Annotated in this window: 13 protein-coding genes and 1 pseudogene; 8 read left to right on the top strand and 6 right to left on the bottom strand. The window is 69.9% G+C overall.

Annotated features, from left to right (window positions below):
• Nucleotides 1–648, bottom strand: a complete 648-nt coding sequence (locus A5732_RS08440) for a nitroreductase family protein (protein ID WP_076052202.1) — start codon at nt 646–648, stop codon at nt 1–3.
• Nucleotides 649–737: 89 nt separating this feature from the next.
• Nucleotides 738–4,019, bottom strand: coding sequence for an error-prone DNA polymerase (locus A5732_RS08435; RefSeq protein WP_076101940.1), 3,282 nt, complete (start codon nt 4,017–4,019; stop codon nt 738–740).
• Between the two features lie 169 nt (nt 4,020–4,188).
• On the opposite strand from A5732_RS08435, the gene A5732_RS08430 reads away from it, so the two are divergent.
• Together A5732_RS08430 and otsB are read left to right on the top strand one after the other, a co-directional pair.
• Complete coding sequence (locus A5732_RS08430; RefSeq protein ID WP_076052204.1) at nt 4,189–5,517, top strand: wax ester/triacylglycerol synthase domain-containing protein; 1,329 nt, start codon at nt 4,189–4,191, stop codon at nt 5,515–5,517.
• Between the two features lie 40 nt (nt 5,518–5,557).
• Nucleotides 5,558–6,706: a trehalose-phosphatase gene (gene otsB / locus A5732_RS08425; protein WP_076052205.1), complete on the top strand. Its 1,149-nt coding sequence runs from the start codon at nt 5,558–5,560 to the stop codon at nt 6,704–6,706.
• 50 nt (nt 6,707–6,756) lie between these two features.
• Here the strand turns inward: otsB and A5732_RS08420 are convergent, their stop codons facing one another.
• Complete coding sequence (locus A5732_RS08420) at nt 6,757–7,623, bottom strand: MaoC family dehydratase (RefSeq protein ID WP_076052206.1); 867 nt, start codon at nt 7,621–7,623, stop codon at nt 6,757–6,759.
• Between the two features lie 151 nt (nt 7,624–7,774).
• Here A5732_RS08420 and A5732_RS08415 point away from each other — a divergent pair, with 151 nt between their 5' ends.
• Both A5732_RS08415 and A5732_RS08410 read left to right on the top strand, forming a co-directional pair.
• Nucleotides 7,775–8,491, top strand: coding sequence for a histidine phosphatase family protein (locus A5732_RS08415; protein WP_076052207.1), 717 nt, complete (start codon nt 7,775–7,777; stop codon nt 8,489–8,491).
• 55 nt (nt 8,492–8,546) lie between these two features.
• Nucleotides 8,547–10,553: an SDR family oxidoreductase gene (locus A5732_RS08410; protein ID WP_076101939.1), complete on the top strand. Its 2,007-nt coding sequence runs from the start codon at nt 8,547–8,549 to the stop codon at nt 10,551–10,553.
• On the opposite strand, the gene cmaA1 is transcribed toward A5732_RS08410, so the two are convergent.
• A complete protein-coding gene (gene cmaA1 / locus A5732_RS08405) occupies nt 10,554–11,441 on the bottom strand; it encodes a cyclopropane mycolic acid synthase CmaA1 (protein ID WP_076101938.1) in 888 nt (295 codons plus the stop codon).
• Nucleotides 11,442–11,480: 39 nt separating this feature from the next.
• Between cmaA1 and A5732_RS08400 the strand changes: the two genes are divergently transcribed.
• From A5732_RS08400 to A5732_RS08385, 4 genes are all read left to right on the top strand, one after another.
• Complete coding sequence (locus A5732_RS08400) at nt 11,481–12,515, top strand: nucleoside hydrolase (RefSeq protein ID WP_076101945.1); 1,035 nt, start codon at nt 11,481–11,483, stop codon at nt 12,513–12,515.
• The gene (locus A5732_RS08395; RefSeq protein ID WP_076101937.1) at nt 12,512–12,967 is read left to right on the top strand and encodes a hypothetical protein; all 456 of its coding nucleotides are present in this window, start codon (nt 12,512–12,514) and stop codon (nt 12,965–12,967) included. The genes A5732_RS08400 and A5732_RS08395 overlap by 4 nt, the downstream gene beginning before the upstream one ends.
• Nucleotides 12,968–13,112: 145 nt before the next feature.
• On the top strand, nt 13,113–14,366 hold the full coding sequence (gene kasB / locus A5732_RS08390) for a 3-oxoacyl-ACP synthase KasB (RefSeq protein WP_076052211.1): 1,254 nt from the start codon (nt 13,113–13,115) through the stop codon (nt 14,364–14,366).
• Between the two features lie 69 nt (nt 14,367–14,435).
• On the top strand, nt 14,436–15,614 hold the full coding sequence (locus A5732_RS08385) for an alpha-hydroxy-acid oxidizing protein (RefSeq protein ID WP_076052212.1): 1,179 nt from the start codon (nt 14,436–14,438) through the stop codon (nt 15,612–15,614).
• Here the strand turns inward: A5732_RS08385 and A5732_RS08380 are convergent.
• Complete coding sequence (locus tag A5732_RS08380) at nt 15,605–17,137, bottom strand: DNA polymerase Y family protein (RefSeq protein WP_076101936.1); 1,533 nt, start codon at nt 17,135–17,137, stop codon at nt 15,605–15,607. The two genes, A5732_RS08385 and A5732_RS08380, sit on opposite strands and share 10 nt — an antisense overlap.
• A 56-nt stretch (nt 17,138–17,193) precedes the next feature.
• Nucleotides 17,194–17,528, bottom strand: a pseudogene (locus A5732_RS08375) (hypothetical protein); the annotation flags it as partial.

Genomic DNA, 17,528 nt, shown 5'->3' with positions numbered 1-17,528 from the left:
TCACCAGGTGTCCCAGTGCGTCACCCGGTCGGCGGGCAGCCGCTTGGCCGGGCGGAAGTCGGTGCCCTTGGTGTAGGCGATCGGGAACAGCCCGCCCTGGCTGTACCGGTCATGCGGGATGCCGAGCACCTCGGCGGCCTGCTTGTCGCCGTCGTTGAGCAGGTGCAGCGTGGTCCAGCAGGTGCCCAGCCCGCGCGAGCGCAGCGCCAGGCAGAAACTCCACGCCGCCGGGAACAGCGACGCCCAGAACGACGCGCTGAGCCCAAGCGGCGCCTTCTCCACCCGCCCCTCCAGGCAGGGAATCATCAGCACCGGCGCCTCGTGCATGTGCTCGGCGAGGTATGTCGCGGAGTCCTTGACCTTGGGCATCCGCTCGCCGCGGGTGTCGCCCTCGGGGTACTCGGCCGACGGCAGGCTCAGATATCCGCGGGCGTTGGCCAGGTAGATGTCGGCGATCGCCTTCTTCTTCTCGGCGTCCTCGACGAAAATCCATTGCCAGCCCTGCGCATTCGAGCCGGTGGGCGCCTGCAGCGCCAGTTCGAGGCATTCCATCAGCACGTCGCGGCCCACCGGCTTGTCGAAGTCGAGGCGCTTGCGGACCGAGCGGGTGGTGGTGAGCACTTCGTCGACGGACAAGTTGAGGGTCATGTGTGGAGACTATCTGTTCGCGCCGAACGTGCACTCACGGCGACGATTCGGCGGATTTTTCGCCCTGACTGCACGTTCGGCGCGGCCGGTCAGCGGAAGTCGCGGGACTTCGAGCCGACCGCCAGGGTGATGCGGCCCAGTCGCTCGGCGACGACGGTGATCGCGCCGCTGGCGTTTTGCACCTGCCCGCGCACCAGCAGCGCCGGGGCCGAGTTCGCCAGCTTGCGATGCCGCGCCCACACCCCCGGCACGCACAGCACGTTGACCATCCCGGTTTCGTCCTCGAGGTTGATGAACGTGACCCCCTGCGCCGTGCCGGGCCGCTGCCGATGGGTCACCGCACCCGCGATCAGCACGCGGTCGCCGTCGGGCACCGAACCCAGCTTCGCGGCGGGCACCACCCCCATCGCGTCCAGGTCGGCCCGCAGGAACTGCGTCGGGTAACTGTCCGGGGAGACGCCGGTGGCCCACACGTCGGCGGCGGCCAGCCCGCGCCCGCTCATCCCGGGCAGCGCCGGGACGTGCGACGACGACCCCACCCCGGGCAGCCGGTCCGGCCGCTGGGTGGCCGCGGCCCCGGCCGCCCACAACGCCTCGCGCCGGGACATGTCGAAGCAGCCCAGCGCCCCGGCCGTCGCCAGCGCCTCGGTCTGCGGCACCGAGAGCTGCAGCCGGGTCGTCAGGTCCAGCAGAGAAGCGAACGGGCCGTTGGCTTTTCGCTCGTCGACGAGTTGTTCGGCCAGGTCGTCGCCGATGTGGCGGACCGCACCGAGGCCGAGGCGGACCTCGGTGCCGGCGTTCTCGAGCGTGGCGTGCGCCAGGCTGGCGTTGACGTTCGGGCCGTGCACCGTCACGCCGTGCCGGCGCGCATCGGCCACCAGCGACTGCGGCGAGTAGAACCCCATCGGCTGGGCGCGCAGCAGCGCCGCGCAGAACGCCGCCGGGTGGTGCAGCTTGAACCACGACGAGTAGAACACCAGCGACGCGAAGCTCAGCGCATGGCTTTCCGGGAAGCCGAAATTGGCGAACGCTTCCAGCTTTTCGTAGGTGCGGTCGATCACCTCGTCCCCGGCGCCGTGCAGCGTTCGCATGCCCTCGTAGAACCGGCCGCGCAGCCGTTGCATGCGTTCGGTCGAGCGCTTGGACCCCATGGCGCGGCGCAGCTGATCGGCCTCGGCGGCCGAGAATCCGGCGCAGTCGACCGCGAGCTGCATCAACTGCTCCTGAAAGAGCGGCACTCCCAACGTCTTTCGCAGCGCCGGCTCCATCGACGGGTGGTCGTAGACCACCGGGTCCAGCCCGTTGCGCCGCCGGATATAAGGATGCACCGACCCGCCCTGGATGGGGCCGGGACGAATCAGCGCGACCTCAACCACCAGGTCGTAGAACACCCGCGGCTTCAGCCGCGGCAGGGTGGCCATCTGCGCGCGCGACTCAACCTGGAACACGCCGACCGAATCGGCACGGGCCAGCATCTCGTACACCGCGGGCTCGGAGAGGTCGAGGCGAGCCAGGTCCACGTCGATCCCCTTGTGCTCGGCCACCAGGTCGATGGCGTAGTGCAGCGCCGAGAGCATCCCCAGCCCAAGCAGGTCGAACTTCACCAATCCGATTGCCGCGCAGTCGTCTTTGTCCCACTGCAGGACGCTGCGGTTCTCCATGCGCGCCCACTCCACCGGGCACACGTCGGCGATCGGGCGGTCGCAGATCACCATGCCGCCGGAATGAATGCCCATGTGCCGCGGCAGGTTCCGGATCTGGTTCGCCAGATCGACCACCGGTTCGGGGATGCCCTCGACATCGGGCGAGTCGGCCAGCCCGTTCCAGTGGCTGATCTGCTTGCTCCACGCGTCCTGCTGGCCCTGCGAGAAGCCCAGGGCGCGGGCCATGTCGCGCACCGCGATCTTTCCCCGGTAGGTGATGACGTTGGCGACCTGGGCGGCGTAGTCGCGGCCGTATTTGTCGTAGACGTACTGGATGACCTTTTCCCGCTGATCGGACTCGATGTCCATGTCGATGTCGGGCGGCCCGTCGCGGGCCGGCGACAGAAACCGCTCGAACAGCAGCTCGTTGGCCACCGGGTCGACGGCGGTGACGCCCAGGGCATAACAGACCGCGGAGTTGGCGGCCGATCCCCGGCCCTGGCACAGGATGTTGTTCTCCCGGCAGAACCGGGCGATGTCGTGTACCACCAGGAAGTAGCCCGGAAATGTTAGCTGCGCAATGACTTTCAGCTCGTGCTCGATCTGGGCATACGCGCGCGGCGCGTGCTCGGCCGACCCGTAGCGGTCGCGCGCCCCGGCCATGGTCAACTGGCGCAGCCAGCTGTCCTCGGTGTGCCCGGGGGGCACGTCGAACGGCGGCAGCTGCGGCGCGATGAGCGCCAGACCGAACGCGCACTGCTCGCCCAGCTCGGCGGCCGCGGTCACCACGTCGGGCCGCTGCCCGAACAGCCGGGCCATCTCCTCACCCGAGCGCAGGTGCGAACCCCCCAGCGGGGCCAGCCACCCGGCGGCCGAATCCAGCGACTGCCGCGCCCGGATGGCACCCATCGCCATGGCCAGCCGGCGCCGCGACGGCCCCGCGAAATGCGCGCCGGTGGTGGCGACCACGCCGACGCCGAAGCGGGGGGCCAGCGCGGCCAGCGCCGCGTTGCGTTCGTCGTCGAGCGGCTGACCGTGATGGGTCAGCTCGATGCTGACCCGCTGCGCTCCGAACCGGTCCACCAGATCGGCCAGCGCCCGCTCCGCGGCCGCTGGACCGCCGTCGGAAAGCGCTTGGCGGACATGCCCTTTGCGACAGCCCGTCAGGATGTGCCAGTGCCCGCCGGCGGCCTCGGTCAGCGCGTCGACGTCGTAGCGGGGTTTGCCCTTCTCGCCGCCGGCCAGATGCGCCGCGGCCAGTTGCCGCGACAACCGCCGGTACCCCTCCGCGCCGCGGGCCAGCACCAGCAGGTGCGGGCCGGGCGGATCCGGCCGCTCGGTGCGAGGCTCGCCACCCAGCGACAGCTCGGCGCCGAACACGGTGCGGATGTCGAGTTCGGCCGCCGCCTCGGCGAACCGCACCGCCCCGTACAGGCCGTCGTGGTCGGTGAGCGCCAGGGCGCGCAGGTCCAGCCGGGCCGCCTCCTCGACCAGCTCCTCGGGCGTGCTCGCCCCGTCCAGGAAGCTGAACGCCGAATGCGCATGCAGCTCGGCATAAGCGACGGACGAGCGGGGTGCCCGGCCGTCATCCGGCGGCTGGTACGTCGCGCGCCTGCGCGACAGGGGGCCCTCCTGCTCCGGGCCCGCCGACCCCCCGGCATGGCGCGGCTTGCTGTCGAGCACCCGCTCCATTTCCGCCCAGCTCGGCGGCCCGTTGAACCAGCCCACGGATCCGAGTATATCGAACTGATGTTCGATTAAACCGTGGCTCAGTACAACCGTTGTTAAACCGATCTTCAACTCTTAAACAAGGTCTTAACGCTGCGGCACTACCGCGGATCGCGCGCTCCACAGATACTGGTACAAGTTCAAAAAAGCGGACTACAGCGGGGGCCGGATGGCACAGACACTGGACACGGCATTCCTTCAAGCCCACGATCCGGATCAGCACGCGAGCCTGGCGATCGGCGCGGTCGCCATCGTCGACGGCACCATACCCGACTATGAACGGCTCAAAAGCCTTCTGGCCGAACGCATCCAGCCGATCACGCGATGCAGGCAGCTGCTGCGGGCGCATCCGCTGAACCAGGAGTGGATCGACTGCCCGGACTTCGACCTGGCCCAGCACGTGCGCCGAGTGGCCATCCCCCGCCCCGGCGACGAGGCCGAGCTGTCCCGGGCCATCGCCTACGCCCTGGAACGGCCCCTCGACCTGGACCGCCCCCCGTGGGAGTGCTGGGTCATCGAGGGCCTGAAGGGCAACCGGTGGGCGATCCTGATGAAGACCCACCACGGCCTGCTCGACGGCAACTCGGCCGCGCGCCTGATCAGCAGGCTCTGCGACGACGCCGACGCGGACACCTTCGCCAACTGCGCGGTGGCCAAACCGGTTTCGCCTCCGGCCGCGGGCAAGCCGGGCTGGGTCGACGCGCTGTGGCGGGCTTCGTCGGCCGCCGGCGCCCTGGTCGGCGCGATGTGGCCGACCGTGTGCACCGACGCGGTCACCGCCTCGCGGCGCTACAGCACGGTGCGCGTCCCGATCGCCGACGTCGACAGCGTCTGCCGCAAGTTCGGTGTCAGCGCCAACGACGTCGCGCTCGCCGCCATCACCGAGGGATTCCGCACGGCGCTGCTCGGCCGCGGCGAGGAACCGCGGGCGGACTCGCTGCGCACCCTGGTGCCGATGCCGGTCCGCTCGGCGATGCTCTCGCACCTGCCTGTCGAACACGACGACCCGGTGCGGCGGTTGCAGACGGTGCACACCAGGTGGAAGGCCAAGCTGACCGCCCAGCCGCCCGGCATCGTGGAGTCGGCGATCGGCTTCCTGCCGACGGTGTTGCGCAGCAACGTCTTACAGCTACTATCCCGCCTTCCGCAGCGCGCCATCGTCACCCTGGCCACCAACGTGCCCGGGCCGCGCCGGCGGCTGCGGGTGATGGGCCAGACCCTGGAACGGCTGCTGCCGATCCCCCCGACGGCCGCGGCGCTGCACACCGGCGTCGCGGTGCTGAGCTACGGCGATGAACTGGTCTTCGGCATCACCGCCGAACACGGCGACGCGTTCGACGTCAAGCAGCTGGCCGCCGGCATCGAGCTGGGCATGGCGCGACTGGTGGCCCTCGGCGACGATTCCGTGCTGCTGTTCAACCGCAGGCGTCCCGCGCGCCCGGTGGTGCGCCCCGTCCCGCCGACGCATCCGTCGGCGCCGGGGCACGCGCGCCGCTGACCCGTTCCGCCCGCGGCCGACCACCGTGAGAAGGTTGGTCATGGGCAAGTTGGGGCCGGTCATCATCGATCCGCGCCGCCATGACGCGGTGCTGTTCGACGACAACGGCGCGCTGGGCTCCACGCTGGCCGACCGACTTCGGGAGACCGGGGTGGGCACCGCCGCCGTCTCGGCGGACGGCCCGGTGGAGGCGGCCAACCGGCTGGGGGTACGCCCGGGCCGCTGCGTCGTGGTCGCCGGGGACGCCGCGGGCATCGAGGCCGCACGCGCCGCCGGGTTCGCGCTGGTGATCGCTGTCGACCCGGCCGGGCATGACGACACGGCGTGCGAGGCCGGGGCCGACGCGGTGGTCGCCGACCTGCGCGACGTCACCGTGCGGACCGGCGACCGCCGGATGTCGCAGCTGCCCGATGCGTTGCAGGCGTTGGCCGATGGGCTCGCCGACCGGCGACCGGCCGTGTTCTTCGACTTCGACGGCACCCTCTCGGACATCGTCGACGACCCGGACTCGGCGCGGCCCGTCGCCGGCGCCACCGAGGCGCTGGACAGGCTGGCCGCGCGGTGCCCGGTCGCGGTGCTGTCCGGCCGCGATCTCGCCGACGTGACGAAACGTGTTGGAGTGCAAGGTATCTGGTATGCGGGCAGCCACGGTTTCGAGCTGACCGCGCCCGACGGCACCCATCACCAGAACGACGAGGCGGCCGCCGCCATCCCGGTGCTCGAGCAGGCGGCCGGCCAGCTGCGCGACCGGTTCGGCGCGATTCCCGGTGTTGTGGTGGAGCACAAGCGGTTCGGGGTGGCCGTGCACTACCGCAACGCCGAACGCGACCGCGTCGGCGAGGTGCTGGCGGCGGTGCGCGCCGCGGGACGCCGCGACGAGCTTCGGGTCACCACCGGCCGCGAGGTCATCGAGCTGCGCCCGGACCTGGACTGGGACAAGGGGAAAACGCTGCGCTGGGTGATCGATCACCTCCACGACGCCGGGTCGGGTCCGCTGACGCCGGTCTACCTCGGCGACGACATCACCGACGAGGACGCGTTCGACGCGGTGCGGGCCGACGGCGTGCCGATTCTGGTGCGGCACGGCGACGACGGCGACCGCGCCACCGCCGCGCTGTTCGCGCTGGACAGTCCGGCGCGGGCCGGGGAATTCACCGGCCGGCTGGCGGATCAGCTGGCAGCGGGCTAGCGGCGGTCGCAAGCGCGGCCAAGCCGGGCGCAGCGGGCCGCCGCCATCAGCTAGGCGTACTCCACCGCGCCGTCGTCGAGCACCACCCGGGTGTCGGCCCCGTCGGGACCTGACGCCTCGGTGCGGAACACCGCCTTGCCCGGGCCGGTGCGCCAGATCAGCGTGGTCAGCGTCTCGCCGGGGAACACCGGCGAGGTGAACCGCGAGGCGATCGAGGTGATGTTGGCCGCGACGCCCTGGCCTAGCTCGGACACCAGCGCGCGACCAGACACCCCGTAGGTGCACAGCCCGTGCAGGATCGGCTTGGGGAAGCCGGCCAGCTCCCGGGCGAACCACGGGTCGCTGTGCAGCGGGTTGCGGTCGCCGGAGAGCCGGTAGATCAGCGCCTGGTCCTCGCGGGTGGGCAGCGGGATGCGGGCGTCGGGCTCGCGGTCCGGGAATTCCGGCGCGACGGGCCGCTGGCCCGGCATGCCCCCGAAGCCGCCCTCGCCACGGATGACCAGGGTGGTGAGCGTCTCGGCGATCAGCTGCCCGGAGTCCGGCTCGGTGCCCCGGCCGCGCAATACCAGGATCGCGTTCTTGCCCTCACCCTTGTCCTGGATGTCGGCGACCTCGGACACCACCGACAGCTTGCCCGCGGGCGGCAGCGGTGCGTGCAGCCGGATGCTCTGCGATCCGTGTAACAGCATGGCCCAGTTGAACTTTCCGACCAGGCCGGCCGCGCCGAAGGCCGGGCAGCAGATCACCGCGTACGTCGGCAGCACCTGCTGGTCGATGTCGTGGCTGTTCTCGGTGGTGAACGGCAGGTCGTCGATCCCGGCGCCGACCCCGAGCGCGTAGAGCAGCGTGTCCCGGTCGGTCCATTCGAACTGCATGGGTTCGGTCACCGCGCCGACGGCACTCGGATCAATCGCCATGGAAGTCTCCCGATCGTTGAGTAGTGATCCTCGGTCCACTCTGGCATCCGGCGAAACGGCGGCGTGACCAAGGCCCTCTCCCGAGGCCGCGCGGTAACAAACCGTCGCAAACCCTTCCCACCGGAGCCGTCGGCAGGGCAGGCTAATCGACATGCCCAAGCGCAGCATGATCCGGAAGGTCACGATGGCGCTCGCCGCGCTCACCGCAACGATGATCGTTGCCGGCTGCGGCGGCGGCTCACCGCAGGCGCGGTCCATCACGGTGACGTTCATCCGCCACGCCCAGTCCGAGGCCAACGCCAGCGGCACCATCGACACCGACGTGCCGGGCCCGGGCCTGACGCCGGAGGGCAAGGGGCAGGCCGAGCAGCTCGCGCACCAACTCGGCCGCAAGGACTACGACAGCGTCTACGCCTCCACCATGACCCGGACCCAGCAAACCGCCGCCCCGCTGGCCGCCGAACTCGGCAAGCAGGTCCAGGTCCTGCCCGGCATCCAGGAGATCAGCGCCGGCTGGTTCAATGGCAAACCCGAGTCGATGGCGAAGTCGACCTACATGCTGGCGCCGGCGAACTGGCTCAACGGCGACGTGGCCGACAGCATCCCGGGCTCGGTCAGCGGCAAGGAGTTCAACGACCAGTTCACCGCGGCCGTCAACAAGATCTACAACAGCGGGCACCGCAACCCGGTGGTGTTCTCGCACCGCAACTCGATCATGGTGTGGACGCTGTTGAACGCGCAGAACGCCAAGGACAGCCTGATGGACAGCCACCCGATTCCCAACACGGGCCGCGTGGTGATCACCGGTAACCCGCTGACCGGCTGGACGCTGGTCGACTGGGACGGGATCCGCGACTTCCGCAACTAGCCCTCCCTGAAGATCGGCAGTTGACGTGCGCGGCTGCCACCGCCACCATGTCTTCATGCGGTATGTCGTTACCGGCGGTACCGGGTTTATTGGTCGCCGTGTCGTGTCTCGTCTTGTGGAATCCCGCCCCGACGCGCGGGTGTGGGTGCTGGTGCGACGGCAGTCGCTGGGTCGCTTCGAGCGGCTCGCCAAAGACTGGGGTGACCGGGTGAAACCGCTGGTCGGCGCGCTGCCGGAGCTGGAGCTGGGCGACGAGGTCCTCGCCGAGCTGGGCGAGATCGATCACGTGGTGCACTGCGCGGCGGTCTACGACATCACCGCCGGCGAGCCCGAGCAGCGGGCCAGCAACGTCGAGGGCACCCGCGCGGTGATCGGGCTGGCGCAGCGACTGGACGCGACGTTGCACCACGTTTCGTCGATCGCCGTCGCCGGTGATTTCGCCGGCGAATACACCGAGGACGATTTCGACGTCGGCCAGCAGCTGCCGACGCCCTATCACCAGACCAAGTTCGAGGCCGAGCTGCTGGTGCGCTCGGCACCCGGGCTGCGGCATCGCATCTACCGCCCGGCGGTGGTGGTGGGCGATTCACGCACCGGCGAGATGGACAAGGTGGACGGGCCGTATTACTTCTTCGGCGTGCTGGCCAAGCTGGCGGTGCTGCCGTCGCTGACGCCGATGCTGCTGCCCGACACCGGCCGCACCAACATCGTCCCGGTCGACTACGTGGTGGACGCCCTGGTCGCGCTGATGCACGCCGACGGCCGCGACGGGCAGACGTTCCACCTGACCGCGGAGAAGACCATCGGTCTGCGCGGCATCTACCGCGGCGTGGCCAAGGCGGCCGGGCTGCCGCCGCTGCGCGGGTCGCTGCCGCGCTCGATGGCCGCCCCGGTGCTCAAAGTGCGCGGGCGCGCCAGGGTGGTGCGCAACATGGCGGCCACCCAGCTAGGCATCCCCGCCGAGGTGCTCGACGTCGTCGACCTGGCGCCCACCTTTGTCAGCGACAAGACCCGAAATGCCTTGCAGGGCACCGGGATCAGCGTTCCGGACTTCGCCGATTACGCGCCCAAGCTGTGGCGGTACTGGGCGGAACACCTCGATCCGGATCGCGCGCGCCGCGACAATCCGCAGGGACCGTTGCGGGGCCGCCACGTCATCATCACGGGCGCGTCCAGCGGCATCGGCCGGGCCGCGGCCATCGCGATCGCCGAGCGGGGCGCCACCGTGTTCGCGCTGGCCCGCAACGGCGAGGCGCTCGATGCGCTGATCGATGAGATCCGCGCCAATGGTGGTGTCGCCCATGCCTTTACCTGTGATGTCACCGATTCCGCATCGGTGGAACACACGGTCAAGGACATTTTGGGCCGCTTCGACCACGTCGACTACCTGGTGAACAACGCCGGCCGGTCGATCCGGCGCTCGGTGGTCAACTCCACCGACCGGCTGCACGATTACGAACGGGTGATGGCGGTCAACTACTTCGGCGCGGTGCGGATGGTGCTGGCGCTGCTACCGCACTGGCGCGAGCGCCGGTTCGGTCACATCGTCAACGTGTCGAGCGCCGGCGTGCAGGCACGCAATCCCAAGTACAGCTCCTACCTGCCGAGCAAGGCCGCGCTGGACGCGTTCTCCGACGTGGTGGGTTCGGAGGTGCTGTCCGACCACATCACCTTCACCAATATCCACATGCCGCTGGTGCGCACCCCCATGATCGTGCCGTCGCACCGGCTCAACCCGGTGCCGGCGATCAGCCCCGAGCGCGCGGCGGCGATGGTGGTGCGCGGGCTGGTGGAAAAGCCGGCCCGCATCGACACCCCGCTGGGCACGCTCGCCGAGGCGGGCAATTACTTCGCCCCGCGGACGTCGCGGCGCGTGCTACACCAGCTGTACCTCGGCTATCCCGATTCGGCCGCGGCGCGCGGGCAGACGGCCGAACCCGCTTCGGCCCCGCGGACCGCCCGCCGCAAGCCCAGCCGGCCGGTGCGCGCCGTCACCCGGGGCATCCGGACACCCCGTCCGGTCAAGCGGCTGGTCCGCCTGGTGCCCGGCGTGCACTGGTAGTCACTTCTGCAGCGTGAACTGGTTGACGTCGATGTATCCGACCCGGAATGCGTCGGCGCAACCGGTCAGGTATTTCATGTACCGCTCGTAGACTTCCTCGGACTGCAACGCGATGGCCTCGTCCTTGTGGGCCTTTAACGCGGCGGCCCAGATGTCGAGGGTCTTCGCGTAGTGCGGCTGCAGCGACTGCACCCGGGTGACCGTGAAACCGTTCGCGGTGGCGCGCTCCTGCACCATCGGTATCGACGGCAGCCGCCCACCCGGAAAGATCTCGGTGACAATGAATTTGATGAACCGGGCGAACGTGAACGAGATCGGCATGCCTTGCTCGGCCATCTCGTTGGGATGCAGCCCGGTGATCGTGTGCAGCAGCATCACGCCGTCGGCGGGCAGCAGGTCGTGCGCCAGGGTGAAGAACGCGTCGTAGCGCTCGTGCCCGAAGTGCTCGAAGGCGCCGATGCTGACGATCCGGTCGACCGGCTCGTCGAACTTCTCCCAGCCCTCCAGCAGGACCCGGGCCGAGCGAGCGCTCCCGGACTGGGCGATCAGCTGCTCGACGTGCTCGGCCTGGTTGCGGCTCAGGGTGAGGCCGACGACGTTGACGTCGTACTTTTCCTGGGCGCGCATCATGGTGGCGCCCCAGCCGCAGCCGACGTCGAGCAACGTCATGCCGGGCTGCAGCCCGAGTTTGCCGAGCGCGAGGTCGATCTTGGCGATCTGCGCCTCTTCCAGCGTCATATCCTCGCGCTCGAAGTAGGCGCAGCTGTAGGTCTGGGTCGGGTCGAGAAATAGCCGGAAGAACTCGTCCGACAAGTCGTAGTGGGCCTGCACATCGTCGAAGCGCGGCGTTAAATCAGTCCCCTCGGGGGGATCCGACGTGGTTGGCATCGTGCCAGCCTAGTCGCCGAATTGAGTATGTTGGAATCGATGAAATCCCCCGTCTTCGTCGACGTCGATACCGGCGTGGATGATGCGCTGGCGCTGATGTACCTGTTCGCCAGCCCGGACGCCGAAGTGATCGGCATCGCCTCGACCGGGGGAAACGTTGGGGTGGACCAGGTTTGCGAAAACAATCTGGGCCTGCTGGCGCTGTGCGAGCGCACCGGCGTACCGGTCTCCAAGGGCTCCGGGGAGACCCTGACCGGACCGATGCGGCTGCCGTCAAAAGTTCACGGCCCCAGGGGATTGGGCTACGCCGACCTGCCGCCGGGCTCCCACCGGCTCACCGACTACGACTCGGCCGACGCCTGGGTGCGCGCGGCGCGCGCCTGCCCCGGTGAGCTGATCGGCGTGGCGACCGGCCCGCTGACCAACCTGGCGCTGGCGCTGCGCGCCGAGCCCGAACTGCCGGCGCTGCTGAAACGGCTGGTGATCATGGGCGGGTCCTACGACCACCGGGGCAACACCACCGCGGTGGCAGAGTGGAACATCAGCGTGGACCCCGAGGCGGCGGCCGAGGTGCTGGCGGCGTGGTGCCCGGAAAACGTTGGGCGACAGCGTCTCCCGATTCTGTGCGGCCTGGACCTGACCCGCAAGGTGGCGATGACCCCCGATCATCTGGCGCGGCTGGCGGCGGCCGCGGAGTCGACGACGACGCGGCTGAGCGAACACGACGCCGCCGGAACCCGGTCGACGGCGTCCAACCCGCTGATTCGGGTGATCGAGGACGCGATGCGGTTCTACCTGGAGGCCTATCACGAACTCGGCCACGGGTATCAGGCACATCTGCACGACCCCTTGGCCGCCGCCGTCGCGCTGGATCCCGGGCTGGTCACGACGCGTCCGGCGACGGTGGACATCGAGCTGACCGGAACCCTGACCCGCGCCATGACGGTGACCGACTGGTCGGACCGCCGAGAACCCAACGCGCTCATCGGGATTGACGTCGATGCGGCGGCATTCTTCGATCGTTTCATCGAACGGGTGGGGCCTTTTGCCCGTCAAATAGGGGGTGACGGATGAAGATTCGCGCGATCGAGCTGATCCGGGCGGGGTGGGGCGTGGTGTTGCTGGCCGCCCCCAACGAGGTGCTCGACCACATCCACGGGGTGCAGGTCGACCGCAAGGCGCTCGTCGTCACCCGGATCCTGGGCGCACGCCACCTGACCCAGGCGCTGGTTTCGGGGGTCAATCCCGGCCCGGAGGTGCTCGCGGCGGGGGTTTGGGTCGACACTGTGCACTCGGCGACCGCGCTCGGCCTGGCCGTGGTCGACCGGCGCCGCGCTCGCGGCGGGGTGACCGACGCCGTCGTCGCGGCGTCGTGGGCCGCGTTGGGCTGGCGCCACCTGCGCAAGGGCGAGGCCAGGACCGGTGACGCCCGCGGCCGCGACCGGCTGGCCCGCACCGTGGTGGGGGCCCTGCCCGGCGGAGGCCGGCTGATGGCCCAGGCGGAGCGACTTCGGAAAAATCCCTGACAGCGAAAAATCAGCCATCAAACGAAAAGTCGAAAATCCGTAGCGGCGTTTCCGGCAGGAACGCTAAGTTGATGATTTGGTAGATGAGTGACGCCCGTGGCGTCAGGCGATAAGGGGCTCTGACAGGGGAAAGGTTTCGCGAATCATGGCGGAGCTGGTTACCGGTAAAACACTGCCGAATGTGGTCGTCACTGGCGTTGCGATGACGACCGCGCTGGCGACTGATGCCGAGGCTACCTGGAAGCTGTTGCTGGACAGCCAGAGTGGTATCCGCAGGCTAGAGGATCCGTTCGTCGAGGAGTTCGACCTACCGGTCCGTATCGGCGGGCATCTACTGGAGGAATTCGACAGCCAGTTGACCCGTATCGAGCTGCGCCGGACCGCTCACCTGGCGCGGATGTCCATCGTCCTGGGCCGGCGGGTCTGGGAGAACATCGGTGCTCCCGAGGTCGACTGCAACCGCTTGTTGGTGTCCATCGGCACCGGTTTGGGTCCGTCGGAAGAGTTGGTCTTCAGCTATGACGACATGCGCGCTCGTGGCCTGAAGGCCGTCTACCCGCTCGGGATCCAGAGGTTCATGCCCAACGGCGCGGCCGCGACGGTGGCGCTGGAGCGGCACGCCAAGGCCGGTGCGATCACCCTGGGGTCAGCGTGCGCGTCAGGCTCAGAGGGCATCGCGCAGGCCTGGCGCAGCATCGTGCTCGGCGAGGCCGACATTGCCATCTGTGGTGGCGTCGAGGCCAAGATCGAGGCGGTGCCGATCGCGGCGTTCGCCCAGATGGGCACCCTGCTGTCGGCCAAGAACGACGACCCGGCCGGCGCCTGCCGCCCGTTCGACCGTGACCGCACCGGCTTGGTGTTCGGCGAGGCGGGCGCACTGATGGTCATCGAGACCGAGGAACACGCAAAGGCCCGCGGCGCCAACATCTTGGCCCGCATCATGGGTGCCGGCATCACCTCCGACGGCTACGAGATGATGGCTCCGGACCCTAGCGGCGAGCAGGCCGCGCGCGCGATGTCGCGCGCGATTCAGCTCGCCGGGCTGACACCGGGCGATATCGGCCACGTGAATGCCCACGCGACTGGGACCGTGGATGGCGATCTCGCCGAGGGCAAGGCCATCAACAACGCGCTGGGCAGCAACAAACCGGCGGTCTATGCCCCCAAGGCCGCCCTCGGCCACTCGGTGGGTGCCGTCGGCGCCGTGGAATCCGTCTTGACCGTGCTCGCCCTGCGCGACCAGGTGATCCCGCCCACGCTCAACCTGGAAAACCTCGACCCCGAAATCGACCTCGACGTCGTGGCCGGCAAGCCGCGACCGGGCAACTACGAGTACGCGATCAACAACTCGTTCGGCTTCGGCGGACACAACGTGGCCATCGCCTTCGGGCGCTACTGACGGCGGCCGACCGCGGGTCCGGATCCCCAGCGCTCGTTTGGTGATCCGAGCACGGGGAAGTCAGCGACTATGGCTTTCGCCGACTATCAAAACGAGCTGTACGAACAGTCGCTGCACGGCAATCAACCGCAGTACCCGATCAGGTTCGAGGAGCTGGAGAAGAAGGCGTCGGCGGCGATGACGCCGAAGGTGCTGGGATACGTGGCCGGCGGCGCCGGTGACGAACATACCCAGCGCGCCAATTGCGAGGCGTTCAAGCGCTGGGGGTTGTACCCGCGGATGGGGATCGCGCCCGAGCAGCGGGACATGTCGGTCGAGTTGTTCGGCATCAGATTCGGATCCCCGATCTTCATGGCGCCCATCGGCGTCATCGGGGTGTGCGACCCGGACGGCCACGGGGACATGCTGTGCGCGCGGGCCTCGGTCCGCACGGGTGTGCCGTTTTTCGTCGGGACGCTGTCGTCGGACCCGATGGAAGACCTCGCCGCCGAACTCGGCGATACCCCGGCGTTCTTCCAGCTGTACACGCCGCCGAACCGCAAGATGGCCGCCAGTCTGGTGCACCGCGCCGAGGCGGCCGGCTTCAAGGGCATCGCCGTCACCCTCGACACGTGGGTCACCGGCTGGCGCCCGCGCGACCTGAAGGGCGGGAACTATCCGCAGGTGCCCAGTGGCTGCCTGGCCAACTACACCAGCGATCCGGTTTTTCGCGCCAACCTGAGCCGGGGCGAAGACGCCACCGAGGCGGCGGTGCGCAAGCTGCCGATCTTCGGCGGGCCGTTCCGGTGGTCGGACCTGGAATGGCTGCGGTCCGAGACCAGCCTGCCGCTGATGGTCAAGGGCATCTGCCATCCCGACGACGTTCGCCGCGCCAAAGACATTGGCGTGGACGGCATTTATTGCTCCAACCATGGCGGAAGGCAAGCCAATGGCGGGCTGCCCTGCCTGGACTGCCTGCCCGCGGTGGTCGAGGCCGCCGGCGGGATGCCGGTGCTGTTCGACTCGGGAGTGCGCAGCGGCGCCGACATCATCAAGGCGCTGGCGCTGGGCGCGACCGCCGTGGGGATCGGCCGCCCCTACGCCTACGGGCTGGCCGTCGGTGGCGTGGACGGCATCATGCACGTGCTGCGCTCGCTGCTGGCCGAAGCGGACCTGATCATGGCCGTCGACGGATATCCCTCGCTCAAAGACCTGACGCCCGATGCGTTGCGGCGCGTCGAATACGCTGTACCGCAGGGTCATTCGTAACTCCCCTCCACATACCAGCGTCGCTGGCGATAGCACAGCAGCAGCGCACGCTCGCTCTCCAGCAACACCTGGGCGCGGGCGGTGCGGCCCTTACTCAATTCGGGATCCCACCATCGCTCGTCGACCGGCCAGGGCCCGGACCACCAGCACAGCCGCTCGTCGCGGCCGTGGGCGACCATGCGCGCGGGGTCGGCGGAGAACAGCCCCCGGATGGTCACTCGTATCGGGTTTCCTTGGGCGTCAAGCAGTTCCACCGGATCGTCCAGCAGCACCGCCGGTGACGGCTCGGGCAGCCGGCCGGGCCACGGCGGATCGGGATCGGCCCGCGGTACCGGCTCGTCGCCGAGCGGGATCAGCGTGATGCGCTCGGCCGGGCCGCGCCCGCCGGACAGCACCGGCACGCGCACCGCCTCCGGGCCGAGCAGACCCTGCACCCGCACCAGCGCCCGGCGGGCCCGCAGCCTGTCCTCCTCGCCCAGGCCGCCCCAGAGCGGCAACTGCAGCGCCTCGGCGGACACCACCTCCACCGCGCCCAGCCGCAACAGCGTCACGGCGGCCGTGGGACGGGGATTGTGTGCGGTGCGACTGCTCAGCCATCCGTCCAGCTGCCAGCGCACCCGGTCGGCGGTGGCGTCCTCGGTCAACGGCTCGGCGCACCGCCACACTCGGTGCAGTTCTTCGCCGTTGGCGGTGACGGCGTGGATGGCCAGCCGGGTGCATCCCACGCCGGCGGCCATCAGCGTCTGATGCAGCCTGCCGGCCAGTGAGCGCCCGGCGAACGCCGCGGCATCGACCCGGTCGATCGGCGGATCGCAGTCCAGCACGGCCTCGAGTTCGGCCGGCGGCTCCCGGCCGGACGGCGGCCGCTCGGGTTCGCCGCGGGCCAACCGGTGCGCGGTCACCCCGTCGGCGCCGAGCCGGGAAGCCACGTCGCCGCGCGACAGCGCGGCGAACTGCCCGATGGTGCGAATCCCCATCCGCCACAACAGGTCCGTCAGCTCTTCGCGACCGGCACTGGACAGGCTCGGCTCGGTGGCAAGTTGCCGGATGGACAGCACCGACAAAAACTTCGCGTCACCCCCCGGCTCGACGACCCGGCCCGCCCGCGCCGCGAAGACCGCGGTGGACAGCTGGTCGGCGACCCCGGCCTGACACTCGGCACCGGCCGCGGCCACCGCATCGATCAGCCGTTCGGCGGCGGTGGCCTCGGACCCGAAATACCGGGCCGCCCCGCGCACCGGCAGCACCAAAAGGCCGGGCCGCAGCACCTCGGCGCGGGGCACCAGGTCGTCCACCGCCGCGATCACCGCCTCGAAGAAGCGGGCGTCGCGGTCCGCGTCGGCGGCGGTGACGTGCAGTTGCGGGCACCGGGCCGCCGCCTCCCGGCGTCGCAGCCCCCGCCGCACACCCGCCGCCCGGGCGGCCGACGAGCAGGCGATCACCCGGTTGGCCAGCGTGACCGCGATCGGGGCCGTCGCGGACAGGCCCGCGGCCGTCGCCGCCGCGACCGCGGGCCAATCCATGCACCAGATCGCCAAAACCCTTGAGCCGGAAGGGCCAGAAAGACCAGCCACGATATTTACCCGGCTCGCGCCGGGGTCATCACCCGTCGTCCCGCGCACGTCCCGCTGACCTGTAGCCGCACCCCGCCGATCCGGCCGAATCCGGGGCGGCTGTCCGCGGTGATGTCATAGCCACAGACCCGGGCGGCAAGGCGCGTCGGCGCGCCCAGCCAATCGCCACCGGTGACCAGCAGGGTGCAGCCCTTGTTCCGGGCGCGGGCCACCACCGCCCGCGCCCCGGTGGGCGGCACGCCGCGCCCACCCAGCCCCAGGACCACCAGGTCCATGCCGTCGACGAGCACGGCGGCCACCTCCACCGGATCGGTGCCGGGATCCGGTATCACCGCGAGCC

The organism is Mycobacterium colombiense (genome assembly GCF_001953985.1).
In the GTDB taxonomy this organism is placed as follows: Bacteria; Actinomycetota; Actinomycetes; order Mycobacteriales; family Mycobacteriaceae; genus Mycobacterium; species Mycobacterium colombiense_B.
Note: the sequence above shows the minus strand (reverse complement) of the source record. Positions and strands in the feature narration are given on the sequence as shown.

What these genes read in the sequence shown, in the direction of transcription:
- A5732_RS08410 (WP_076101939.1), top strand. Translation starts at nt 8,547, where the DNA reads ATGCGGTATGTCGTTACCGGCGGTACCGGGTTTATTGGTCGCCGTGTC.
- cmaA1 (WP_076101938.1), bottom strand. Translation starts at nt 11,441, where the DNA reads ATGCCAACCACGTCGGATCCCCCCGAGGGGACTGATTTAACGCCGCGC.
- otsB (WP_076052205.1), top strand. Translation starts at nt 5,558, where the DNA reads ATGGGCAAGTTGGGGCCGGTCATCATCGATCCGCGCCGCCATGACGCG.
- kasB (WP_076052211.1), top strand. Translation starts at nt 13,113, where the DNA reads ATGGCGGAGCTGGTTACCGGTAAAACACTGCCGAATGTGGTCGTCACT.
- A5732_RS08380 (WP_076101936.1), bottom strand. Translation starts at nt 17,137, where the DNA reads ATGGATTGGCCCGCGGTCGCGGCGGCGACGGCCGCGGGCCTGTCCGCG.
- A5732_RS08385 (WP_076052212.1), top strand. Translation starts at nt 14,436, where the DNA reads ATGGCTTTCGCCGACTATCAAAACGAGCTGTACGAACAGTCGCTGCAC.
- A5732_RS08420 (WP_076052206.1), bottom strand. Translation starts at nt 7,623, where the DNA reads ATGGCGATTGATCCGAGTGCCGTCGGCGCGGTGACCGAACCCATGCAG.
- A5732_RS08415 (WP_076052207.1), top strand. Translation starts at nt 7,775, where the DNA reads ATGCCCAAGCGCAGCATGATCCGGAAGGTCACGATGGCGCTCGCCGCG.
- A5732_RS08440 (WP_076052202.1), bottom strand. Translation starts at nt 648, where the DNA reads ATGACCCTCAACTTGTCCGTCGACGAAGTGCTCACCACCACCCGCTCG.
- A5732_RS08395 (WP_076101937.1), top strand. Translation starts at nt 12,512, where the DNA reads ATGAAGATTCGCGCGATCGAGCTGATCCGGGCGGGGTGGGGCGTGGTG.
- A5732_RS08430 (WP_076052204.1), top strand. Translation starts at nt 4,189, where the DNA reads ATGGCACAGACACTGGACACGGCATTCCTTCAAGCCCACGATCCGGAT.
- A5732_RS08400 (WP_076101945.1), top strand. Translation starts at nt 11,481, where the DNA reads ATGAAATCCCCCGTCTTCGTCGACGTCGATACCGGCGTGGATGATGCG.